The following is a 20,383-nucleotide window of genomic DNA, read 5'->3' on the forward strand; positions in this document are numbered from 1 at the left end:
CAGGTCCAGGCGGCTGGATGACATGGGCAACTCCACTTGGCGGTGAAGTCGCTCAGGTCAGGTCGCCTGGACCACGTCACAACCGTTGGTGTTGCGATCCAGAGGTGAAGCCATCGTCGCATTGATGACCTGTTCCATGATCGAGCACGGCCAGGCGAAGCGATATCCCCTCGGTTCGTTCGGATTCGATCTGGCTTGGCCCGCAACAGCTGCTATGCGGTACTTTTGAAGTGGGTGGCACGCTCATGCGGCTCGAATCGATAGTTTACCTATTTACGAATATATTCTTAATCATCGTGCGTCTCGCCGGGTGTCGCATCGTCATCGGCCGCATCGATCATGTCGCTATGCCCATCGTCGTTGTCGGCACGCGCGAAATGCACGGTTTCCACCGGACCACCGATTGCGCGGCTGCGCACCGGCAACAGCGCACTGGCTGCTTCGTATTCGGCGAGTAATGCATGGCGTCGCGCTTCCGGAACTTGCTGCCAATGACAATCGGCCAACGCGCCTTCCAGCGAGTAGAGCAGATTGAGGCTGGGCTTGAACCCGGCACGGCGCACTTTGACGAAGGCGTCCACCGCACCTATCGCCTGCAGATCCTGCTGCGTGCGCAGCCCAACCTGGCGCAGCCATGCCGCGCTCTTGGGGCCGATATTGCGCATCCGCTCAGTGGTCACGCCAAGGCGTCCACAAAGACCTGTGCAATCGCCTCCAGGCCGCGCTGGTCGTCCGCATCGAAGCGGCCCAGCTCCGGGCTGTCCACATCCAGCACGCCGATCAGCGCAGCGCCCTTGACCAGCGGAATCACCAGCTCAGAGCGCGATGCCGAATCGCAGGCGATGTGCCCCGGGAACGCATCCACATCGGCAATGCGCTGGCTTTGCCGGGTGCTGGCGGCCGCGCCGCACACACCCTTGTCCAACGGAATGCGCACGCATGCCGGCAAGCCCTGGAACGGCCCCACCACCAGCTCACGGCCATCGTAGAAATAGAAGCCGGCCCAGTTGAGCGACGGCAACGAATGGAAGATCAGCGCGGCCAGATTGGCGGCATTGGCGACGCGATTCGGCTCGCCGTGCACCAGTGCCTGGGCCTGAGCGATGAGCTGGGCATAGTATTCCGGCTTGCTGCCGGTTAGCGAAGAGGTTGCGAACATCGGTAAAGTCTAGCAGTGGCCGTCCGCAGCGTTGCACCTGCGCTAGCCATTGCCGCATCAGGTCGAGAATACGGTCGATACCGCGAGCAGCCAACCGCAGGTGGCGGACACTACGAAATCAAGTGCGCACGTGCAGGAATGGTGACGCTCGGCAGGGAGCATGCCGATTTCGCACTTCTGTTTCGCGTACTGAGCGCAGCGGCTCCCGCTCGGCCAATGCATTTGTCAGCCTTGCTCAGCGAAGCGTTCGGATGCGCACGCTATGCTGCGCGCCCTCAAGGCAATAGCGGCGCTGCCGCAGGAACGAACGCATGCAGCTTCCAGCGTTGTATGTCACCGGCACCGATACCGGCATCGGCAAGACCATGGGCAGCACCGCATTGCTGCACGTATTGCGCGCGCGCGGGCACACGGTCGTGGGCATGAAACCGGTCGCCAGCGGCTGCGAGCACACCCCGCACGGCTGGCGCAACGAAGACGCGTTGGCCCTGCAAGCCGCCAGCGACCCGCAGCCGGACTATGCCACCCTCAATCCCTATGCCTTGCCGGCACCGCTGGCACCGGAGCTGGCCGCGGCCGACCTCGGAGTGACCCTGTCGCTCAAGCCGATCACCGGCGCCTTCGCGCAATTGCGTGCGCAGGCCGAGGTGGTGGTGGTTGAAGGCGTCGGCGGCTGGGCCGCGCCACTGAGTGCCGATCTGGACCAGGCCGATCTGGTCCGCGCGCTGCAGCTTCCGGTGGTGCTGGTGGTCGGCATACGGCTGGGCTGTATCAACCATGCGCGCCTGACCGCCGCCGCGATCGCCGCCGATGGGCTGGAATGCGCCGGCTGGATCGCCAATGAAGTCGATCCGCAGATGGAGCGCGTCGACGAGAACATCGGCATGCTGCGCCAGCGTCTGGCGATGCCGTGCTGGGGCCGGATTGCGTGGCGGCCGGGCGCCGATGCCGCGACCCAGGCGCAGGAGTTGCAATTGCCGATCTGAGCAAAAGCGCTGGTCGGTAATGGCGTCGCCACCAGGGTGTGGTCGGTAGCCGGATCGCACTGTCACGCACGGAGCACCAAGCGCATGCCACCTGGCGGGTACGCGCTCTTTCGATCGGCCACTGCAAAGGCGCCTGCTTGTTGCGCTGACAAAGATTTGCGCCAGCAGGCAGGTCAGACAGCAGCCAATAAAAAAGCCCGACAGAGGGAGGGATCTGTCGGGCCGGATTGCACGGGGGGAGGGACCCATGCAAAGACGCTGAATTGTGTTGGCCGTTACTTGTGCCGGGTCTTACCGGCACTGGATTGCTCGCTCTTGGCGTCGAACTGCTGCTTGGCCAGCTGGCCGAGCGCGTCGGATGCCTTCAAGCCCAGGCCGACTACTTCCTGATTGGCCGAGGCCAGACGTTCCAGATTGTCGCGTGCCAGTTGCAGTCCCTTTGGCAAGAGGGTCTTGTAGGCGTCCAAGCCACGTGCTTGCGCAACCTCACCGAAAAAAGTGGTGGTCGCGCTGACGTTGCGTTCAAGCGTCTTCAACTGCAGGCCAAACGCGCTTTTCGCATGCTCCATCGCCAATTGGTTGGCACGTGCCGCTGCGGAAGCAAAGCTGCTGAAGCCATTCTCGAACTGCGCCGACATTGCGAACCCCTTGGGGAAGGCTGTGATCGTTGTTGCGTTGCAGCATACGCTGACTATTTATTGCGATGCAACACGTTTGCTGAAATTTTCCTAAACGGCTTCAAGCGCTTTTGTTCAAGTGCCTTTACAAATCAAAAGGTTACCTAACGTCGGAAACAACAAAGCCGCCCTAAAGGCGGCTGGGCATCACACGAGTGCGCCAGTCGATCAGCCGCGATAACGGCAGCCGGACGTGCAGGTTTCATGCACCACGATCTCGCTCAGGCTCGGCAGCGCCGGCTTGAGCTGCTGCCAGATCCAGATCGCCAGACGCTCGCTGGTCGGGTTTTCCAGCCCCTCGATATCGTTGAGGTAATGGTGATCCAGGCGGTCGTAGATTGGCCGAAACGCGGCCTTGATGTCGCCGAAGTCCATGATCCAGCCGGTCTCGGCGCCCGGTTCGCCGCTGACGTGCAGCTCGACCCGGAACGAGTGCCCATGTAGCCGGGCGCACTTGTGGTCCGGTGGCACATTGGGAAGCCGGTGCGCGGCTTCGAGCGTAAAGACTTTGAAGATATCCATGACGTGATGGGCAAACATCGAACGAGAAAAGAAAGCGCCGAGGACGTGGCCAGGGCGCCGATGGACGGACACGACAAGGGCCGCATCGCGGCCCTTGTCGTCAAACCGCCTGAGGTCAGACGCCGCGGCTGGCCGGCCGGCCACTGCCGCCACGCCCACCATCGCGACGGCCTGCACCCGCACCGGCGGCGGCAACACCGGCCTGACGCGGTCCGCTGCTGCGCTGACCACCCGGCTTCTTCGGTCCGGCATGTGCATGCGCATGACGCGGTGCATCGCCATGCGGACGACGGGCGTGGCTCTTGCGCGGAGCGCGCTCGCCACTCGGCTGTTCGGCACGGCCCGGCGCACTGTTGCCCCAACGGATCGGGGTCTGCGGCTCATAGCCCGGCACGTCGCGAATTTCGACATCGCGGCCCAGCATGCGCACGATCTGACGCAGCAGCTTGGCTTCGTCCTGCGCCACCAGCGAGATCGCTTCGCCGGTCGAGCCGTTACGGCCGGTGCGGCCGATGCGGTGCACGTAATCCTCAGCCACCATCGGCAGATCATAGTTGATGACCTTTGGCAGCTGGTCGATATCGATACCGCGCGCAGCGATATCGGTCGCTACCAGAACAGTCACGCGGCCGGCCTTGAAGTCGCTCAGGGCACGCATGCGCTGACCCTGGCTCTTGTTGCCGTGGATCGCTGCGGTCTTGATGCCGGACTTCTCCAGGAACAGCGCCAGCTTGTCGCTGCCATGCTTGGTACGCGCAAACACCAGGGTTTGCTCGCGGCTGTCCTGCGCCAACAGGTGCAGCAGCAGATCGCGCTTGCGCGCGCCATCGACCGGGTGCACGCGGTGGGTAATGCTCTCGGCCACGGTGTTGCTAGGTGTGACCTGGATCTGCATCGGGTTGCGCATGAACTCCAGCGCCAGCTGCTTGATGTTCTCTTCGAACGTTGCCGAGAACAGCAGGGTCTGACGGTTCTGGCGCGGCAGCTTGGTGAGGATGCGCTTGATCGACGGCAAAAAGCCCATGTCGAGCATGCGATCGGCTTCGTCCAGAATCAGCACTTCGATGCCGGACAGGTCCACGCTGCGACGCTCGATATGGTCGATCAGGCGGCCCGGACAGGCGATCAGCAGGTCTACGCCACGACGCAGCGCGTCGAGCTGGTTGCCCATGCCCACGCCGCCGTAGATCACCGCGCTCGGGATACGCAGGTACTTGCTGTAGCCGCGCAGGCTGTCATGCACCTGGGTAGCCAGCTCGCGGGTGGGGGTCAGGATCAGCGCGCGGGGCTTGCGCGGGCCATTGACCGGCTGCGGCGAGGTGCCCAGGTGCTGCAGCAGCGGCAGGCCGAACGCGGCGGTTTTGCCGGTGCCGGTCTGCGCGCCGGCCAACAGGTCATGGCCTGCCAACACCAGCGGAATCGCCTGCTGCTGGATTGCAGTGGGGGTTTCGTAGCCCTGCTCGGCCAACGCGCGCAGCAGGAAGGGCGCAAGGCCCAGGGATTCAAAAGACATCAGGAAGCTCCAAGGAAAGCGTCGCTGCCAGGACAGGCCCGGAGCGCAGACGCATTGCAGATGTAAAAATAGTGAGGCTCGGAGCGTTCCCGTGAACCGCGCTGCGAGATGGTGGATCGACCCAAGAAACGAGCGATGGGTTTGTCGGCACCACGAAAGGCGTCGGGTGGGGCGGGCGAGCGGATCAATCGATCCTGGCCTCGCCGGCTGTCCCTAAGGGAAACGGACGGCCGCATGCAGACCGGGTAAGCATACGCGCGTTTGGCGCGCTGCACAAAAGGCTAGGACTGCGGTTGGGCTCCGGGTCAGTTATTTCAGATGCGACCACTGGTATGGCAGGCCATACAATCGGCAGATCAGTACAGCACAGGATGGTCATGAAGCTAGGTTCCCTGAAGGAAGGCGGCCGCGATGGCAGCCTGATCGTGGTCGCGCGCGATCTGCGTAAGTCAGTCCGCGCCACCGGCATCGTGCCCACGCTGCAGCGCGCACTAGAAGACTGGAGCAACCTCGCGCCGCGGCTGAATGCCCTGTCCGCCTCGCTCAACGATGGCAGTGCCGATGGCGTGTTTGATCTGGATATGCAGGCGTTGGCCGCGCCGTTGCCGCGTGCCTATGAGTTCGTCGACGGCAGCGCCTACCTGCCGCATGTCGAACGGGTGCGTCGCGCGCGCAATGCCGAAGTGCCGGAAAGCTTCTACACCGACCCGCTGATGTACCAGGCCACCAGCGCCGGGTTCTACGGCCCGCGCGATGCGATCAAGGTGATCAGCGAAGACCACGGCATCGATCTGGAAGCCGAACTGGTAGTGATCACCGACGACGTGCCGATGGGCGCCTCGCCCGAGCAGGCTGCCGCGCATATCCAGTTGGTCGGCCTGGTCAACGACGTCTCGCTGCGCAATCTGATTCCGGCCGAGCTCGCCAAGGGCTTTGGTTTCGTGCAATCCAAACCGCGCTCGGCGTTGTCGCCGGTGTTCGTCACCGTGGATGAGTTGGACGAGGTATGGCGCGACAACAAGGTGCATCTGCCGCTGGTCACCCACGTCAACGGTGCCTGGTTCGGCGCGCCCGAAGCGGGGCAGGACATGCAGTTCGACTTCGCCCAGCTGATCGCCCATGCCGCCAGGACGCGGCCGCTCTCGGCCGGCACCATCGTCGGCTCGGGCACCATCGCCAATTGGGACACCACCCTGGGCGCCTCGTGTTTTGCCGAGCAGCGCGTGGTGGAAACCCTGCGCGACGGCAAGCCGAGCACACCGTTCATGTCCTTCGGCGACGTGGTGCGGATCGAGATGTTCGATGCCTACGGCGCCAGCATCTTCGGTGCGATCGAACAGCGCGTCGAACGTCAGCCGCTGCCATGACGGTTGCGATGACGTCCACGAAAGACGTCACGCGAGGCCGTGCATGAGCGCGCAACAACTGGAGCTGTTTTCGTACTGGCGCTCCAGCGCCGCGTATCGCGTGCGCATCGGCCTGCAGTTGAGGGCGTTGGCCTACGTGACGCATCCGGTGCATCTGGTGCGCGCTGGTGGCGAGCAGCACGCATCGGCGTATACGCAGCTCAATCCGCAGGAACTGGTGCCTACATTGCGGCATGGTGCGGTGGTGATTCCGCAGTCGCTGGCGATCCTGGAGTATCTGGAAGAAGCGTTTCCCGACACTAGGCATCTGCTCCCAGCAGCGCCGGCCGAACGCGCCCGCGTGCGCGCATTGGCGCAGGTCATCGCCTGCGATGTGCATCCGCTCAACAACCTGCGTATCACCCAGTTCTTTGAGCACGAATGGCAATTGGATGCTGCGCAACGCCAGGAGTGGACGCATCGCTGGATGCAGCGCGGGTTTGCGGCGCTGGAAGCGCAGTTCACTACCGATCCTCACACCGGAAGCTTCTGCCACGGCGACACGCCGGGCCTGGCCGATTGCGTGCTGATCCCGCAGCTCTACAACGCGCACCGTTTTGAGATCGCCCTGACGCCGTATCCCACTCTGCAGCGCACCGAACAGGCATGCCTGGCATTGCCGGCATTCGATGCGGCGCGACCAGAAACACAGCTGGATGCGTCGCCGAGCAGCTGATTGGTCACACTACCTCAAACCTCGCTCAGATAAACCCGTGACTGATCTTCGGCGCCGCTGCCGTTTCGTAATCCGCATACGGGTCGTGCTCGCCGGAGCTGCCTTCGGACAGGCGGAACTTCAACGCCAGGCCATCGCGCGAGTCGGCTGAGCGCAGCGCTTCCTCCTGCTCGATTTCGCCTGATTTGACCATCCGGAACAGGCATTGGTCGAAGGTCTGCATGCCTTCTTCCAGAGATTCCTCCATCGCTTGTTTGACCTCGTGCACCTGGCCGCGACGCAGTAGGTCGCGAATCATCGGGGTGTTGAGCAGCACTTCGGTAGCGGGGCGGCGGCGCCCGTCCGCGCCCTTGACCAGCCGCTGTGAGACGACGGCGCGCAGATTCAGCGCCAGATTCATCAGCACATTCTTGTGCGCGCTTTCCTGGAAGAAATTGAGGATGCGCTCGATAGTCTGGTCGGCATTGTTGGAGTGCAGCGTCGCCAGACACAGGTGACCGGTTTCGGCGAAGGCGATCGCCGCCTCCATGGTTTCGGCGTCTAGGATTTCGCCGATCAGGATCACGTCCGGCGCTTCACGCATCGCGTTCTTTAGCGCGCTTTGGAAGGTATGCGTATCCAGACCTACCTCGCGCTGATTCACGATCGACATCTTGTGCTTGTGCAGATATTCGATCGGGTCCTCGATAGTGAGGATGTGCCCGGTAGTAGTGCTGTTGCGGTGGTCGATCATCGAAGCCAGCGAGGTCGACTTACCCGAGCCGGTCGAGCCGACCACCAGCACCAGCCCGCGCGGTGTCATGATGATGTCCTTGAGCACCTGCGGCAGATTGAGTTCTTCGATGCTGGGGATCCTGCTGCGGATGGCGCGGATCACCATCCCCACCTCGCCACGCTGTTTGAACACGTTCACGCGGAAGCGCCCGGCATCCTGCAGGGCGATTGCCATGTTGAATTCCAACTCGCGCTCGAACCGCCTCACTTGCTCTTCGTCCATCAACGAATATGCGATTTTCCTGACTATTCCTGGCGGCAACCCCGTATTGCCGAGCGGGTAGAGCTTGCCTTCGATCTTGATGTACACCGGTGCGCCGGTGGTCAAGAACATGTCCGAGGCATTCTTTTCGGTCATCAGCTTCAGGAAGTAGCCGATATCCATGCGCAATGGTTCCCCAACAAACAGCAGCGTCTCGTTGCAAGTGCGCCGCAGGCTTCCGACAATGGCCGTGCTCAAGACCTCTCGCTACGGCTCCCCTAATGACGGCTAGCTTCGCATACTTGCGGCGATCCCTGTACGGCATCGCCTTTTTCATGGTTCTTTCCTCTCCTGTCGCCGCCCAGGTGGCACCGGAGCTCACCGCCGCCGAACAGGCCGTGCAACGCGCCACCCAGGCCGATGCCGACCAATATGCCCCCGATCTGGTCAACCTGGCCCGCCAGGAACTGATGCAGGCCCAGCAGGCGCAACTGGACAAGCGCCAGCGCAAGCAGGTGCCACAGATCGCCTTGCGCGCAGCCGCCGATGCCGATTTGGCCAAGGCACGCAGCGAAGAAGCGGTGGTCGCCGCCCAGCTGGAACAGCGCCGCAAAGAAGTTGCGCAGCTGCAGAACAGCCTCAACACCGGGGAGAGTGGCCGATGAAACTGCATCCACTCCTCTATCTCGGTGTATTGAGCTTGGCCGCACTGCCGCCGCTGGCGATGGCCGCGAAGGACGACCCGCAGGCCGACACGCTTAACCGGCGCTTGGCTGCCCTGCAAAACGACCCGCAAGCCAACGAGTTGGCACGCTTCGAGCGGCTCCAGGCGCAGCAGAGCGTGGCTGCTCTGGCCGAAGCCAAGCGCCGCGACCGTGACGAACTGGTGTTCCTGGCCGATCGCCGGGTCGAAATCGCCGAGCTCACCGCCCGCACCGCACTGGCACGACGCGAGCTGGAGCGGCTGGAAGGCACTCGCAACGATTTGCTGATCGAAGCCAGCCGCCGTGACGCCGCGCATGCGCGCCAGGAGGCTGAGCGGTTGCGCGTGCAGGCGCAGATCCAGGCCGAGGAGGCCGAGCGCATGCGTCAGGCTGCCGAACAGGAAACGTTGGCTCGCCAGGACGCGGAGCTGGCGCTGACCAGCGTGGCCGGCAAGCAGACCGCCAAGCTCAATGCGGCCCAGCAGAAAGCCGTGCAACTGGCGCACGAGGAAGCCGAACTGGTGTCCGGAGCCAAGTTGCCGTCCGCCAGGTTCGAACCCCGCGGCGAAGTGTTTTCGTTGGGCAGTGGTGCGTTCGGTGGCAAGGCTGCACTGTCCGGCGATGCGGCAGGGCAGGTCAAGGCGCTGGCCGAATATCTGAACATCGTCAAGAAAGGTCGGGTGAGCATCGTCGGCTTCGACAGCGATGCAGCCACTGCCAACAAGCGGGCCGAATCGGTCCGTGACGCTCTGGTCGCCGCTGGCGTTACCAGTGCGCGGCTACAGGTGATCGGTAGCAAGGCCGCCGCCAGCAAGACGCGCGCTGCCGATGTCGTTGTGTCGCCGTAACGCAAGTGGTTGGAAGTTAAGGCCTTTTAACCCGGACATGACGCCTGGTTGAACCCCGGTCACTGATTGACGCAGCGGACGGCAAAAGCCCCGTTCTGGCCTTGAACCCCCTCCGCGACCGGCGTAGGGTCGTATTCCTGGGCAGCACACCCGTTGCCTGGAAGTACGGAGGGCCGGGCCAGTGACGCAAGCGCACGCATTCACGCAATTGGGTGAGAAAACCGGTGTTTCAGCCCGCGCGTCTGCTGTTGTAGTTTTGGCTGTTGTGACGCCCGGGTCTTCCATCCCGAAGCAGCGCCCCGTCCCCCAAGCGGCCGGGGCGTTCTTGTTTCAATTGTATAAGAAGGAGGTAATGCCATGTTCGAAGGGCAACCGCAGACCGAAATCGACGCATTGGTCAAGTCCGATCCCGAGTTCAAGCAGCTGTACCAACGCCACAAGCTTTTGAACAAGAAATGCATGGATGCCGAACTTGGCGTGCTCCCCATCGATGACGTGACCTTGGGCCAGATGAAACGCGAAAAATTGCAGGCCAAAGAAAAGCTCACCCGGATGTACGACCAGCTCACGCACTGATCTTTCCCCACCGTCAGAACAAGTTCACCGTCGCGGGCGGTGGCAGCCTCCTCGTCGGCTAGCCACCGTCCGCGTCTTTACTTTTTGGGGCCTTTCGAGCACCTGATTGAGTACGCTCGTTCATAGGCGGGCGCAATCGCTTTAAGAGCGGCTAACAAAACGACTGCGCTCACCGCCAGGCGGGCGCGGCCGGTGCTCGGAATCGGCATGTACCACGCGTACACTGCCGTTCCTCTGCGCCGTCCGCACCCACCTGACGACTGCTCGCTACGTTGTGTTAGCCGCTCTAAGTCTGAATGAGCATTCCCTAGCCGTTCGTCGGATAATGGGCGCCTTAGCCCTGTGCGACGCAGTGACGACACCCCGATGGCGATCCATTCCTCCGTACTCGAACTGATCGGCAACACGCCGATCGTCAAGGCACAGCACCTAGACACCGGCGTCTGCGAACTGTTTCTCAAGCTGGAGGCGGCCAACCCCGGTGGATCGATCAAGGACCGTATCGGTCTGTCGATGATTGAAGCAGCCGAACAGCGCGGCGATCTGAAGCCTGGCACGACGCTGGTCGAAGGTACTGCCGGTAACACCGGCCTGGGTCTGGCGCTGGTCGCGCAGCAGAAGGGCTACCAGCTGATCCTGGTAGTGCCGGACAAAATGAGCCGCGAGAAGATCTTCAACCTCAAAGCCATGGGCGCCCAAGTGGTGATGACCCGTTCGGACGTGGCCAAGGGTCACCCGGAGTACTACCAGGATCTGGCCGCCAAGATTGCATCCGAAACGCCCGGCGCCTACTTCATCAACCAGTTCGGCAACCCCGACAACCCGGCCGCGCACCAATTCGGCACCGGCCCTGAGATCCTGGCGCAGATGGACGGTCAACTGGACGCGATCGTGTTCGGCTGTGGCAGTTCCGGCACCATGACCGGCCTGTCGCGCGCCTTCGCTACCGCTTCGCCGCACACCGAATTGGTATTGGCCGACCCGGTCGGCTCGATCCTGACTCATTACATCGAAGAAGGCACGGTCAGCGAAAAGTCCGGTAGCTGGCTGGTCGAAGGTATCGGTGAGGATTTTCTGCCGGATATCTCCGACTTCTCGCGCGTCAAGAAGGCGTATTCGATCAGCGATGCCGAAAGCTTCCACACCGCGCGCGAGCTGCTGGCCAAGGAGGGTATCCTCGGCGGCTCGTCCACCGGCACCCTGCTGGCTGCCGCGCTGAAGTATTGCCGAGAACAGACCACGCCCAAGCGCGTGCTGGTGTTCGTCTGCGATACCGGCAACAAGTACCTGTCCAAGATGTACAACGACTACTGGATGCTGGACAACGGCTTCCTGGAGCGCCCGCAGTACGGCGATCTGCGCGACCTGATCCTGCGCCCATACAACAAACGCGACACCGTGGTGGTCGGCCCCAAGGATCTGCTGACCACCGCCTACCAGCGCATGAAGCTGTACGACGTCTCGCAATTGCCGGTGATCGACGACGGCGAGCTGGTCGGCATCGTCGACGAAAGCGATGTGCTGCTGCATGTGTACGGCGACGAAGCGCGCTTCCGCGACCCGATTTCCACCGCCATGGTCAGCAAGCTCGATCGTCTGGATCTTGCATCCCCGATCGAAGCGCTGCTTCCGGTGTTCGACCGCGGCCAGGTTGCCATCGTGATGGACGGCAATCAGTTCCTCGGTCTGATCACCCGCATCGACTTACTCAACTACCTGCGCCGCCGCGTGCAGTGATCGCGCAGTGCCACACGCCTGGATAAGACGCGCGGCACCGGCCATTCAGACCTGCTTGTTACAATCCGCCACTTTTTCCGGGAAGCTCCATGTCCAATCGCACCACCACCAGCCACGACGGCGAGCGCGAACTTTCGCCCGCAACGCTGGCGATCCATGGAGGGCAGTCGCCGGATCCCAGCACCGGCGCAGTGATGCCGCCGATCTACGCGACGTCCACCTATGCCCAGTCCAGCCCGGGTGAGCATCAGGGCTTCGAGTATTCGCGTACCCACAATCCCACGCGTTTCGCCTATGAGCGCTGCGTGGCTACGCTGGAAGGCGGCACGCGCGCATTCGCGTTCGCCTCCGGCATGGCCGCCACCTCCACGGTGATGGAATTGCTGGATGCCGGCAGCCACGTGGTGGCGATGGACGACCTGTATGGCGGCACCTTCCGCCTGTTCGAGCGCGTGCGTCGCCGCACCGCTGGCCTGGATTTCAGCTTCGTCGACCTGACCGACCCGGCCGCCTTCGAAGCGGCGATCCGCCCTGAAACCAAGATGGTGTGGATCGAAACCCCAACCAACCCGATGCTCAAGCTGGTCGACATCGCCGCTATTGCCGCCATTGCGCGCCAGCACGGCCTGCCGATCGTGGTCGACAACACCTTCGCCTCGCCGATGCTGCAACGCCCGCTCAGCCTGGGCGCCGATATCGTCGTGCACTCGGCCACCAAGTACCTCAACGGCCACTCGGACATGGTCGGCGGCATTGCAGTGGTGGGCGACAACGCCGAGTTGGCCGAACAACTGGGGTTCCTCCAGAACTCCATTGGCGGCGTGCAAGGACCCTTCGACAGCTTCCTGGCCCTGCGCGGCCTCAAGACCCTGCCGCTGCGCATGCGCGCGCATTGCGAGAACGCCCTGGCGCTGGCGCAATGGCTGGAAACCCACCCCGCAATCGAAAAAGTGATCTACCCCGGCCTGGCCTCGCACCCGCAGCACGCACTGGCCAAACGCCAGATGTCCGGTTTCGGCGGCATCGTCTCGATCGTCCTCAAGGGCGGGTTTGATGCGGCGAAGCGTTTTTGCGAGAAGACCAAACTCTTCACCCTGGCCGAATCGCTAGGTGGCGTGGAGAGTCTGGTGAATCATCCCGCCGTTATGACGCACGCCTCGATTCCTGTGGCTCGCCGCGAACAGCTTGGCATCAGCGATGCGCTGGTGCGGCTGAGTGTGGGGGTTGAGGATGTGGGGGATTTGCAGGGGGATTTGGAGCGGGCGCTTGGCGGTACTTCTTCATGAATCAAATGATCTCCTCTTCCATCGCTGCGTCGGGTTCGCCGACCTCCATGTTGCGCAGCTTCGTCGGCAATCGCGTCCTCATCTACCAGCTAGCTAAACGAGAAGTCATCAGTCGTTATCGTGGCTCGTTGATGGGTCTTGCCTGGTCGTTTTTTAACCCACTGCTGATGCTGGCGGTCTACACCTTTGTGTTTTCGGTTGTCTTCAACGCGCGCTGGGGTGTGGAGACGTCGAACAAGGGCGACTTCGCCATCATTCTGTTCGTTGGTATCTTGGTGCACGGCATTTTTGCCGAATGCGTGAACCGCGCTCCCAGCCTGATCGTCGGTAACGCAAGCTACGTCAAGCGCGTGGTGTTTCCGTTGGAGACGCTTCCATGGGTAGCAATGGGAGCAGCACTGTTCCATGCATTGGTGTCGCTGGCTGTGCTGCTGCTTGCACAGTTGTTTATCCGTGGGGTCTTGCCGATGACGGTGGTGTACCTCCCGTTGGTACTGTTCCCACTGGTGATGCTGACGATGGGTTTGGCCTGGATGCTGTCCGCGCTCGGCGTATTCGTACGTGACATCGGACAAATGACCGGAATCTTGACCACGATCCTGTTGTTCCTGGCGCCGGTTTTCTACCCAGTGACCTCGTTGCCCGAGGGTATCCGCAAGTGGATCTACCTCAACCCGCTCACTTTCATCATTGAACAGTCGCGAAATGTATTGATATGGGGCCTTCCGCCTGATTTCGCTGGGTTGGGTAAATACACCGTCTTTGCTGCGTTTTTTGCCTGGTTTGGCTATTTGTGCTTTCAGAAGCTGCGCCGAGGATTTGCCGATGTCATCTAAGCAATCAGTCCAAAGCGAAGCAGAGCTGGCTATCCGTGTATCGGATGTCACCAAGTGTTTCCAGGTCTACTCGCAGCCGCAGGATCGGCTCAAACAGGCAATTTTGCCGCGTCTGTCGCGCTTCCTGGGCAAGCCCGGTCATACCCACTATCGAGAGTTCTGGGCGCTGAAAGGCGTCAACTTCGAAGTGCGCCGTGGCGACACGGTGGGCATCATCGGGCGCAACGGTTCCGGTAAATCCACCCTGCTGCAGATCATCTGCGGCACCTTGCAGCCAACCACTGGCGAAGTCGCCGTGCGCGGGCGTATTGCAGCGTTGTTGGAACTCGGCGCGGGTTTCAACCCTGAATTCACCGGGCGCGAGAATGTGTACATGAGCGCCTCGATCCTCGGCCTGACGCGCGAGGATATCGATCGCAAATACGATGACATCGTCGCATTCGCCGACATTGGCGACTTTCTCGAACAGCCGGTCAAAACCTATTCCAGCGGCATGTATGTGCGACTGGCATTCGCGGTGATTGCTCACGTCGATGCCGATATTTTGGTGATCGACGAAGCGCTCGCGGTAGGTGATGCCATCTTTGTGCAGAAATGCATGCGCTTCCTGCGCAAGTTCCGCGAGAACGGCACGCTGCTGTTCGTCAGCCATGACACGTCCTCGGTACTGAATTTCTGCCAGAGCGCGGTGTGGCTCGATCGTGGTGAAATGCGGATGCACGGTACGGCGCAGGAAACATGCAATGTGTATATTGAGTACTGCTCCCAGGAAGTGTATGGCGACACGGTCAAGCTACAGTCGCGGCAGGCAGGGAAGAGCGAGCCAAAGGCACCGCCGGCAGTCCGTATTGAGAAGGACCTGAAGGTTGAGCTCTTCGACAACGTTGCCAACTCGGGTGGATGGCAATCTGGCGTTGCCAGCATCGACTCGGTGACCCTGTGCAATGATCAGGGCGAACCTTTCACTTCTTTTTCCGGTGGCGAAGATGTCTTGTTGAAGGTGCGGGCCACTGCCTACCAACCGCTGCAGAGTCCGCTGATTGGGTTTTTTGTCAAGGATCGGCTTGGACAATCGTTGTTCGGCGAACACACCTATACCTATGTGCAGCCGCCCATGCAGGTAGAGGCTGATACCGGCCTGGAGGCATCATTCCGTTTTACTCTGCCACTTCTGCCCAACGGCGAGTACTCCATGACGGTCTCTATTGCCGATGGCGATCCATACGCCAATACCCAGCACGCCTGGTTGCATGATGCGGTATTGATTCGTGTCGCCTCGCCGCGTTTGCGCTATGGGTTGGTGGGTATCCCGTTCGATGAGGTAACGATGAAACGGACGGATGCAAGATCATGAGCAGCGTAGCTGCTCTGCCGTCGGTGACGGAGCGTCACGGATTCATTCCTCCATTGTTGACTGACGACCCGCGCATTTCCGTTGGTCGCTTCACTTACGGAAATCCACAATTCAAGTTGTGGAGCGAGGGTGAGCGCATTGATGTCGGTGCATTTTGTTCGATAGCCGATGGTGTGCTCATCTTTGGCGGTGGCGAGCATCGCCTGGATTGGGTTACCACGTATCCGCTACGGATCGCACTGAACTCCCCGGGCGCAGGGCAGGACGGACATCCGCACACGAAAGGCCCCACCGTCATCGGTAACGATGTCTGGATCGGGCATGGCGCCATGGTGGTTTCCGGCGTCGCTGTAGGTGATGGTGCGTGCATCGGGGCTGGCGCAGTCGTCAGCAAGGATGTGCCGCCTTATGCCGTTGTCGCGGGTAATCCGGCGCGTGTAGTGCGCATGCGCTTCGACGAACAGGTCATCGCGCAACTGCTGAAGATTCGCTGGTGGCAATGGCCGATCGAAAAGATCCGTGCATTCGAATCCCTTCTCTGCGCTGACGATATCAGCGCGTTTCTCGCTGCTGCCGTCTCGCAGAGTGACGAGTCCACTTCTCCTTTGGCCAATCAGACCGTTTGATGATCGACTTTTCACTATCTCCCAGTATGTTGATCGCTCCGCGATCGGTCCCTTTCAGCGCATGGCTGGGGCATGTCCCGTTCGCGTCGTGGCTTGTTGAGCAGCTTCGGCCGCGGTCGATCGTGGAGCTGGGGACGCATAGTGGTGCATCTTTCCTTGCCTTCTGTCAGGCGGTCGAGGAGCAGGAACTCACCTCGCGCGTGTTTGCAGTCGATAGCTGGGAAGGCGACGAACACGCCGGCTTCTATGGCGACGACATTTACAACGAGCTACGTGGTTATCAGCAGCGCAACTACCCCGGTATCTCCGAAATGCTGCGGATGCGCTTCAACGAAGCGCTGGAATACTTTGCTGACGACTCGATCGACTTGTTGCACATCGATGGGTTACACACCTATGAAGCGGTGCGCGAAGATTTCGAGACGTGGTTGCCAAAGCTTACCAGTTGTGGTGTTGTGCTATTTCACGACACCTGTGTGCGCGAGCGTGGTTTTGGAGTCTGGCAGTACTGGGCCGAAATCAGCCAGCAATATCCTGCATTCGAATTTACCCACACTTATGGGCTTGGTGTGCTGCTGGTTGGCGAACAACGTAATCCAGCTCTATTAGAGCTTGCCGACACCGCTTCGGCGGGTGCGTTCGCACCGATTAATCGCTTGTTCGACGTGCTTGGGCGCAATGTCAAGAATATCGAGGAGCTTGAGCGCGTCTATGCAGGTCTGGCCGATGCGCGTGGTCAGGTTATGCATCTGACTCAGCAAGGGCAGATGCAGCAGCAGCACGTACAACACTTGGAGCAGCAGGCACAGCAGCTGCAGCAGCAATTTCAGCAGCTGGAGCAGCAGGCTCAGCAACACCTCCATGACCTGGAACGGCAGTCCCAGCAACACGCGTTGCATGTCCAGCAATTGGAGCAGCAGGTTCAGCAGCTTTCACAGGACTCCGCGGCGTCTGCAGAGCTGCAGCGGGCAGTTGCCGAGGAGCGCGCACAAGCGCTGAATGCAATCAAGGCGTTAGTGGTGCCACGTTTGGAGAGTAGTGAGCAAAAACTCGACAAGGTGTTGCTGCAACAACGTTGGTGGCGCCGTTGATTGGCAACTGAATTCACGCCATGTGCCTTGGCCGTAAGGTTGTTGCCAAGAGCACAAAAAGACCAGAGGGCTCTGGTCATGTACGATCAAGCGGTCTGTAGCAGGGGGATTTCTGCTTCCAGCCTTGAAGGTGTCTCGGTAACCGGGATCTATCTGAATTTTTGGGATAACAATGTCGACTGTAAAGCCAATTGCCTTTTATCTGCCGCAGTACCACCCGGTAGCTGAAAATTCAGAATGGTGGGGTCCTGGTTTCACTGAGTGGACCAATGTAGCCAAAGGGCGGCCGAATTTCGTTGGTCATTATCAGCCGCATGTTCCTCGCGAACTTGGGTTCTATGATCTGCGTCTTGTCGACAATATGCGAGCACAGGCGGAGCTTGCCAAGCTGTACGGTGTGCATGGGTTCTGTTTCTATTACTACTGGTTCGATGGGCGCCGTATCCTCGAGCTGCCGATCGACAACTATTTGAAGAGCGACATCGAGTTTCCATTTTGCATCTGCTGGGCGAACGAGAACTGGACGCGGACCTGGGACGGCATGGAAAAGGACGTCCTGTTAGAGCAGAAGCACGGGGAGGATGAAGATCGCCGGTTCCTTGAGGATATTTTGCCGTTGTTGAGCGATCGACGTGCGATCCGGGTGGACGGAAAGCCGATGCTACTCGTCTATCGTGCAGACTTGTTTCCGGATTCAAAGCGCACCGCAGAGCGCTGGCGCGATGTCGCACGGCAGCACGGCATTGGCGAAATCCATCTGGTCGCCGTGCAGTTTTACGGAATCGTCGATCCCCGCGACTGGGGTTTCGACGCTGCCGTCGAATTTCCACCTCATACCTTTCTCGGCTCCGAAAACCGAGTCACCCATCATGTCGATATGCTCAATCCGGAGTTCCGGGGCGGCATAGCTGACTATCGCAAGGTTGTCGCGCAGTCCATCAGCCGCGAAAAACCTGATTTTCGCTGGTACCGCGGCATTGTCCCTTCGTGGGATAACACTGCCAGACGTCAGCACACGTCTCACATCCTGTTGGATTCTTCACCGTCGATCTACCAGTATTGGCTGCGCCGGCTGATCGATTACACGCGTGTCAACAATGCCCCTGAAGATCAACTGATCTTCATCAACGCCTGGAACGAATGGGGGGAGGGCTGCCATCTCGAACCCGATCTGAAGCATGGCTTGGCCTACCTTGAAGCGACGCATGCCGCGGTGACGGGAGGGCGCCCCGACCTGGAGGAACTCTTCAGCGACGGTCAGCTGCTTCGTGCGCTCGGTGGTGAACGCGCGACGGAGCTGCTGGATGATCGCGACCGCCTTATCAACGAAGTGGTACTGCTTTCAGCGGAACTACGCCGCGCCAAGCCGTTGGAAGCCCCTCTCATCAAGCCATCGCGCGTTCGATCTTTGATTGGAAGGGTGCTGAGGCCCTTCCCGCGATTTCGTGCGTTCGCCGTCCAGGTTTACCAGGTATGGACCCGATGACGGCCACGCGTCGGGTAGCGGTCGTCGCACACTTCGACGCCGAAGGCTTGCTTACAGAGTTCACTCGGCGCCTGCTTGACGAGTTGCTGTCGCACGCCGAACGGATCGTATTGGTATCGACCCGGTTGGCGCCCGAACAGGCCCTTGGTCTGGATGACCGGATCACGGTGATCGTGCGCGAAAACGTCGGCTACGATTTTTACTCGTTTCGTACCGGTATCTTTGCCGTCGAGGCGCTGTATTCCTACGATGAGCTGATCATCGCCAATGACAGCGTGGTCACGATTGATCGGGGCGGCATCGGCAAGGCATTCGCACAGATGCACGACGTCGACTGCGATGTTTGGGGGATGACAGAGTCGTTGCAGGTCACTCGCCACCTTCAGTCGTACTTCCTAGTGTTCCGCAAGAGCGCGTTCTTTAGCCATTACTTTGATCGATTCTGGAGAAATGTCCGCGTATTGGACGATAAGTGGGAAATCATTCTTTCCTATGAAGTTGGCTTGACCCAATGGCTCCTCAGTCATGGTGCGAAGATCGGGGTTGCGTATCGCCCTGACGCAACCGCAAAGCGGGTGGCGGCGGCCAGAATAAAGCGCAAGCGGCTACGCGAAGGTGTCAACGCTCTTATCGCAGCGCCGAGCAAACAGGGAGTGCTCCAGGCCAATCCCGCTCATTACCACTGGGACGAGCTGTATCGCCGGTTTGGCTTTATCAAGAGCGAAGTGCTTCGCGAAGATCCGAACGGAGTGCTCGACGTGGAGTTGGCAAGCGTCATTCCCGATGCGGATGTGCGGGCGATGATAGAGCGTGAAGTCGCGCGGATGCGCCAGACACGTAAGAACATCATGCCGATCGTTACTGGAGACGATTCTCCCGCTTCGGATGAGCTGGAACATTACGGTGTGGGAGCAATAGATGCAGAAAGTCTAAGCTCTCGTTTTGGGATCGTCCTGCACCTATTTCATATCGATCTGATCGATTCGATTTGCGCCTATATGCGCAACGTGATCGTCGATTACGATGTCTTCGTGTCTGTGAAGTCGATTTCCGACCGGCGAATTGCGGTTCGTTACTTTCAGGAGCATAAGATCCGGGCATCCGTATTCATCCATCCTAATATTGGACGCGATGTTGGGCCATTCATCAGCCTGCTCAACACAGGGCTGCTCGATCGCTACGACGCTGTCTGCAAGATACATTCGAAGAAGAGTGTCTACCACGATGGCGGCGGCCAGTGGCGCGATGATCTGATGAAGGCGTTGCTGGGATCGTCGTTCGACGTTCTGAGAGTGCTTCGCGCTTTTGATGATCATCCGGCATGCGGCATCGTCGGTCCCGAGTCGGCTTACCTCAGCAACGCAAGATTTTGGGGGGGCAACGAGGAGCGCCTGCGTGTTCTTGCAGCCGAGACCGGCATCGAAGAAAAGCGGATCCGTCTTGGTTTTTTCGCAGGTACGATGTTCTGGTTCCGTCCCGCCGCGCTGAGTGCACTTCGGGCGCGAAGCATCGGATTAAGCGAGTTCGACCCGGAAGCGGGGCAGCGGGATGCTACGCTGGCGCATGTGATTGAGCGCTTGTTCGTGCTTTGGGTGGAGCAGGCAGGTTTTTTCGCAGCTACCACGCGTTCGCCAAACGCTGCTTTACGACAGGAGAGTTACGAAAATCAGGGAATTTTCGTCCTGCCTTCCTAACTGGTTCGATCAACGGAGCATGGTAATGGATGATCAGCAGTGGTATGAGCTTCTTCTCCGTTCAATCAATGACTCCTCGCTCGGGTTGCCCGGTTTTCCGTCTGTCTATCAGCAGGAGGTGTTCGTTGGCAAATCCAACGAAGTCGCCTTGGCCGAAGCATTCACGTTCTACAAAATCGTGAAATCCGGGGCGAATTCAACTCCGATTCGCAACGCTGTTAAGGACCTCC

General features: G+C 60.4%; 20 protein-coding genes and 1 other RNA gene. 15 read left to right on the forward strand and 6 right to left on the reverse strand.

What is annotated here, in order from left to right:
* Nucleotides 1-287: 287 nt before the first annotated feature.
* A complete protein-coding gene (locus tag J5I97_RS02825; RefSeq protein WP_208588917.1) occupies nucleotides 288-680 on the reverse strand; it encodes a TfoX/Sxy family protein in 393 nt (130 codons plus the stop codon).
* Nucleotides 677-1,159 (reverse strand): GAF domain-containing protein, encoded by a 483-nt coding sequence (locus J5I97_RS02830; RefSeq protein WP_208588919.1) that lies wholly within the window; start codon nucleotides 1,157-1,159, stop codon nucleotides 677-679. The genes J5I97_RS02825 and J5I97_RS02830 overlap by 4 nt, the downstream gene beginning before the upstream one ends.
* 311 nt (nucleotides 1,160-1,470) lie before the next feature.
* Here J5I97_RS02830 and bioD point away from each other — a divergent pair, with 311 nt between their 5' ends.
* Entirely contained in the window at nucleotides 1,471-2,145 is a 675-nt protein-coding gene (bioD, locus tag J5I97_RS02835; RefSeq protein ID WP_208588921.1) for a dethiobiotin synthase, read from the forward strand.
* Between the two features lie 275 nt (nucleotides 2,146-2,420).
* Here bioD and J5I97_RS02840 read toward each other — a convergent pair whose 3' ends face one another.
* The 3 genes from J5I97_RS02840 to J5I97_RS02850 all read right to left on the reverse strand — a co-directional run bounded on the left by J5I97_RS02840 (nucleotide 2,421) and on the right by J5I97_RS02850 (nucleotide 4,857).
* Complete coding sequence (locus J5I97_RS02840) at nucleotides 2,421-2,783, reverse strand: phasin family protein (protein WP_208588923.1); 363 nt, start codon at nucleotides 2,781-2,783, stop codon at nucleotides 2,421-2,423.
* 207 nt (nucleotides 2,784-2,990) lie between these two features.
* The gene (gene queD / locus J5I97_RS02845) at nucleotides 2,991-3,344 is read right to left on the reverse strand and encodes a 6-carboxytetrahydropterin synthase QueD (RefSeq protein WP_002814044.1); all 354 of its coding nucleotides are present in this window, start codon (nucleotides 3,342-3,344) and stop codon (nucleotides 2,991-2,993) included.
* Nucleotides 3,345-3,459: 115 nt separating this feature from the next.
* On the reverse strand, nucleotides 3,460-4,857 hold the full coding sequence (locus J5I97_RS02850) for a DEAD/DEAH box helicase (RefSeq protein WP_208588927.1): 1,398 nt from the start codon (nucleotides 4,855-4,857) through the stop codon (nucleotides 3,460-3,462).
* Nucleotides 4,858-5,234: 377 nt separating this feature from the next.
* Here J5I97_RS02850 and J5I97_RS02855 point away from each other — a divergent pair, with 377 nt between their 5' ends.
* Both J5I97_RS02855 and maiA read left to right on the forward strand, forming a co-directional pair.
* Nucleotides 5,235-6,224: a fumarylacetoacetate hydrolase family protein gene (locus J5I97_RS02855; RefSeq protein WP_208588929.1), complete on the forward strand. Its 990-nt coding sequence runs from the start codon at nucleotides 5,235-5,237 to the stop codon at nucleotides 6,222-6,224.
* Nucleotides 6,225-6,267: 43 nt separating this feature from the next.
* Nucleotides 6,268-6,939, forward strand: coding sequence for a maleylacetoacetate isomerase (maiA, locus tag J5I97_RS02860; RefSeq protein ID WP_208588937.1), 672 nt, complete (start codon nucleotides 6,268-6,270; stop codon nucleotides 6,937-6,939).
* 25 nt (nucleotides 6,940-6,964) lie between these two features.
* Here maiA and J5I97_RS02865 read toward each other — a convergent pair whose 3' ends face one another.
* Complete coding sequence (locus tag J5I97_RS02865) at nucleotides 6,965-8,098, reverse strand: PilT/PilU family type 4a pilus ATPase (protein WP_208588939.1); 1,134 nt, start codon at nucleotides 8,096-8,098, stop codon at nucleotides 6,965-6,967.
* A 98-nt stretch (nucleotides 8,099-8,196) separates the two neighbouring features.
* On the opposite strand from J5I97_RS02865, the gene J5I97_RS02870 reads away from it, so the two are divergent.
* The 12 genes from J5I97_RS02870 to J5I97_RS02925 all read left to right on the forward strand — a co-directional run bounded on the left by J5I97_RS02870 (nucleotide 8,197) and on the right by J5I97_RS02925 (nucleotide 20,153).
* On the forward strand, nucleotides 8,197-8,580 hold the full coding sequence (locus tag J5I97_RS02870) for a DUF4398 domain-containing protein (protein ID WP_208588940.1): 384 nt from the start codon (nucleotides 8,197-8,199) through the stop codon (nucleotides 8,578-8,580).
* The gene (locus J5I97_RS02875; protein WP_208588942.1) at nucleotides 8,577-9,467 is read left to right on the forward strand and encodes a hypothetical protein; all 891 of its coding nucleotides are present in this window, start codon (nucleotides 8,577-8,579) and stop codon (nucleotides 9,465-9,467) included. Before J5I97_RS02870 ends, J5I97_RS02875 begins: the two co-directional genes overlap by 4 nt.
* Nucleotides 9,468-9,824: 357 nt before the next feature.
* Entirely contained in the window at nucleotides 9,825-10,043 is a 219-nt protein-coding gene (locus J5I97_RS02880; RefSeq protein ID WP_002814034.1) for a YdcH family protein, read from the forward strand.
* Between the two features lie 207 nt (nucleotides 10,044-10,250).
* A non-coding RNA gene (locus tag J5I97_RS02885) (sX9 sRNA) lies at nucleotides 10,251-10,326 on the forward strand.
* An 83-nt stretch (nucleotides 10,327-10,409) separates the two neighbouring features.
* On the forward strand, nucleotides 10,410-11,780 hold the full coding sequence (locus J5I97_RS02890) for a pyridoxal-phosphate dependent enzyme (protein ID WP_208588944.1): 1,371 nt from the start codon (nucleotides 10,410-10,412) through the stop codon (nucleotides 11,778-11,780).
* 89 nt (nucleotides 11,781-11,869) lie between these two features.
* Entirely contained in the window at nucleotides 11,870-13,066 is a 1,197-nt protein-coding gene (locus J5I97_RS02895) for a cystathionine gamma-synthase (protein ID WP_208588946.1), read from the forward strand.
* Nucleotides 13,063-13,902: an ABC transporter permease gene (locus J5I97_RS02900; protein ID WP_208588947.1), complete on the forward strand. Its 840-nt coding sequence runs from the start codon at nucleotides 13,063-13,065 to the stop codon at nucleotides 13,900-13,902. The genes J5I97_RS02895 and J5I97_RS02900 overlap by 4 nt, the downstream gene beginning before the upstream one ends.
* Nucleotides 13,892-15,256 (forward strand): ABC transporter ATP-binding protein, encoded by a 1,365-nt coding sequence (locus J5I97_RS02905; RefSeq protein ID WP_208588949.1) that lies wholly within the window; start codon nucleotides 13,892-13,894, stop codon nucleotides 15,254-15,256. Before J5I97_RS02900 ends, J5I97_RS02905 begins: the two co-directional genes overlap by 11 nt.
* A complete protein-coding gene (locus J5I97_RS02910) occupies nucleotides 15,253-15,882 on the forward strand; it encodes a CatB-related O-acetyltransferase (protein ID WP_208588950.1) in 630 nt (209 codons plus the stop codon). The genes J5I97_RS02905 and J5I97_RS02910 overlap by 4 nt, the downstream gene beginning before the upstream one ends.
* Nucleotides 15,882-16,973 (forward strand): class I SAM-dependent methyltransferase, encoded by a 1,092-nt coding sequence (locus tag J5I97_RS02915; RefSeq protein WP_208588951.1) that lies wholly within the window; start codon nucleotides 15,882-15,884, stop codon nucleotides 16,971-16,973. Before J5I97_RS02910 ends, J5I97_RS02915 begins: the two co-directional genes overlap by 1 nt.
* Before the next feature lie 172 nt (nucleotides 16,974-17,145).
* Nucleotides 17,146-18,459, forward strand: coding sequence for a glycosyltransferase WbsX family protein (locus tag J5I97_RS02920; protein ID WP_208588952.1), 1,314 nt, complete (start codon nucleotides 17,146-17,148; stop codon nucleotides 18,457-18,459).
* On the forward strand, nucleotides 18,456-20,153 hold the full coding sequence (locus J5I97_RS02925) for a rhamnan synthesis F family protein (protein ID WP_208588953.1): 1,698 nt from the start codon (nucleotides 18,456-18,458) through the stop codon (nucleotides 20,151-20,153). The genes J5I97_RS02920 and J5I97_RS02925 overlap by 4 nt, the downstream gene beginning before the upstream one ends.
* Nucleotides 20,154-20,383: the final 230 nt, after the last annotated feature.

The sequence above is a fragment of the Xanthomonas fragariae genome, from assembly GCF_017603965.1.
Classification (GTDB): domain Bacteria; phylum Pseudomonadota; class Gammaproteobacteria; order Xanthomonadales; family Xanthomonadaceae; genus Xanthomonas; species Xanthomonas fragariae_A.

Coding starts and splice junctions, on each gene's coding strand:
- J5I97_RS02840 (WP_208588923.1), bottom strand. CDS start 2,783: ATGTCGGCGCAGTTCGAGAATGGCTTCAGCAGCTTTGCTTCCGCAGCG.
- J5I97_RS02865 (WP_208588939.1), bottom strand. CDS start 8,098: ATGGATATCGGCTACTTCCTGAAGCTGATGACCGAAAAGAATGCCTCG.
- J5I97_RS02915 (WP_208588951.1), top strand. CDS start 15,882: ATGATCGACTTTTCACTATCTCCCAGTATGTTGATCGCTCCGCGATCG.
- J5I97_RS02900 (WP_208588947.1), top strand. CDS start 13,063: ATGAATCAAATGATCTCCTCTTCCATCGCTGCGTCGGGTTCGCCGACC.
- J5I97_RS02920 (WP_208588952.1), top strand. CDS start 17,146: ATGTCGACTGTAAAGCCAATTGCCTTTTATCTGCCGCAGTACCACCCG.
- J5I97_RS02910 (WP_208588950.1), top strand. CDS start 15,253: ATGAGCAGCGTAGCTGCTCTGCCGTCGGTGACGGAGCGTCACGGATTC.
- J5I97_RS02880 (WP_002814034.1), top strand. CDS start 9,825: ATGTTCGAAGGGCAACCGCAGACCGAAATCGACGCATTGGTCAAGTCC.
- J5I97_RS02925 (WP_208588953.1), top strand. CDS start 18,456: ATGACGGCCACGCGTCGGGTAGCGGTCGTCGCACACTTCGACGCCGAA.
- J5I97_RS02855 (WP_208588929.1), top strand. CDS start 5,235: ATGAAGCTAGGTTCCCTGAAGGAAGGCGGCCGCGATGGCAGCCTGATC.
- J5I97_RS02905 (WP_208588949.1), top strand. CDS start 13,892: ATGTCATCTAAGCAATCAGTCCAAAGCGAAGCAGAGCTGGCTATCCGT.
- J5I97_RS02870 (WP_208588940.1), top strand. CDS start 8,197: ATGACGGCTAGCTTCGCATACTTGCGGCGATCCCTGTACGGCATCGCC.
- bioD (WP_208588921.1), top strand. CDS start 1,471: ATGCAGCTTCCAGCGTTGTATGTCACCGGCACCGATACCGGCATCGGC.
- J5I97_RS02850 (WP_208588927.1), bottom strand. CDS start 4,857: ATGTCTTTTGAATCCCTGGGCCTTGCGCCCTTCCTGCTGCGCGCGTTG.
- J5I97_RS02890 (WP_208588944.1), top strand. CDS start 10,410: ATGGCGATCCATTCCTCCGTACTCGAACTGATCGGCAACACGCCGATC.
- J5I97_RS02895 (WP_208588946.1), top strand. CDS start 11,870: ATGTCCAATCGCACCACCACCAGCCACGACGGCGAGCGCGAACTTTCG.
- J5I97_RS02830 (WP_208588919.1), bottom strand. CDS start 1,159: ATGTTCGCAACCTCTTCGCTAACCGGCAGCAAGCCGGAATACTATGCC.
- J5I97_RS02875 (WP_208588942.1), top strand. CDS start 8,577: ATGAAACTGCATCCACTCCTCTATCTCGGTGTATTGAGCTTGGCCGCA.
- queD (WP_002814044.1), bottom strand. CDS start 3,344: ATGGATATCTTCAAAGTCTTTACGCTCGAAGCCGCGCACCGGCTTCCC.
- maiA (WP_208588937.1), top strand. CDS start 6,268: ATGAGCGCGCAACAACTGGAGCTGTTTTCGTACTGGCGCTCCAGCGCC.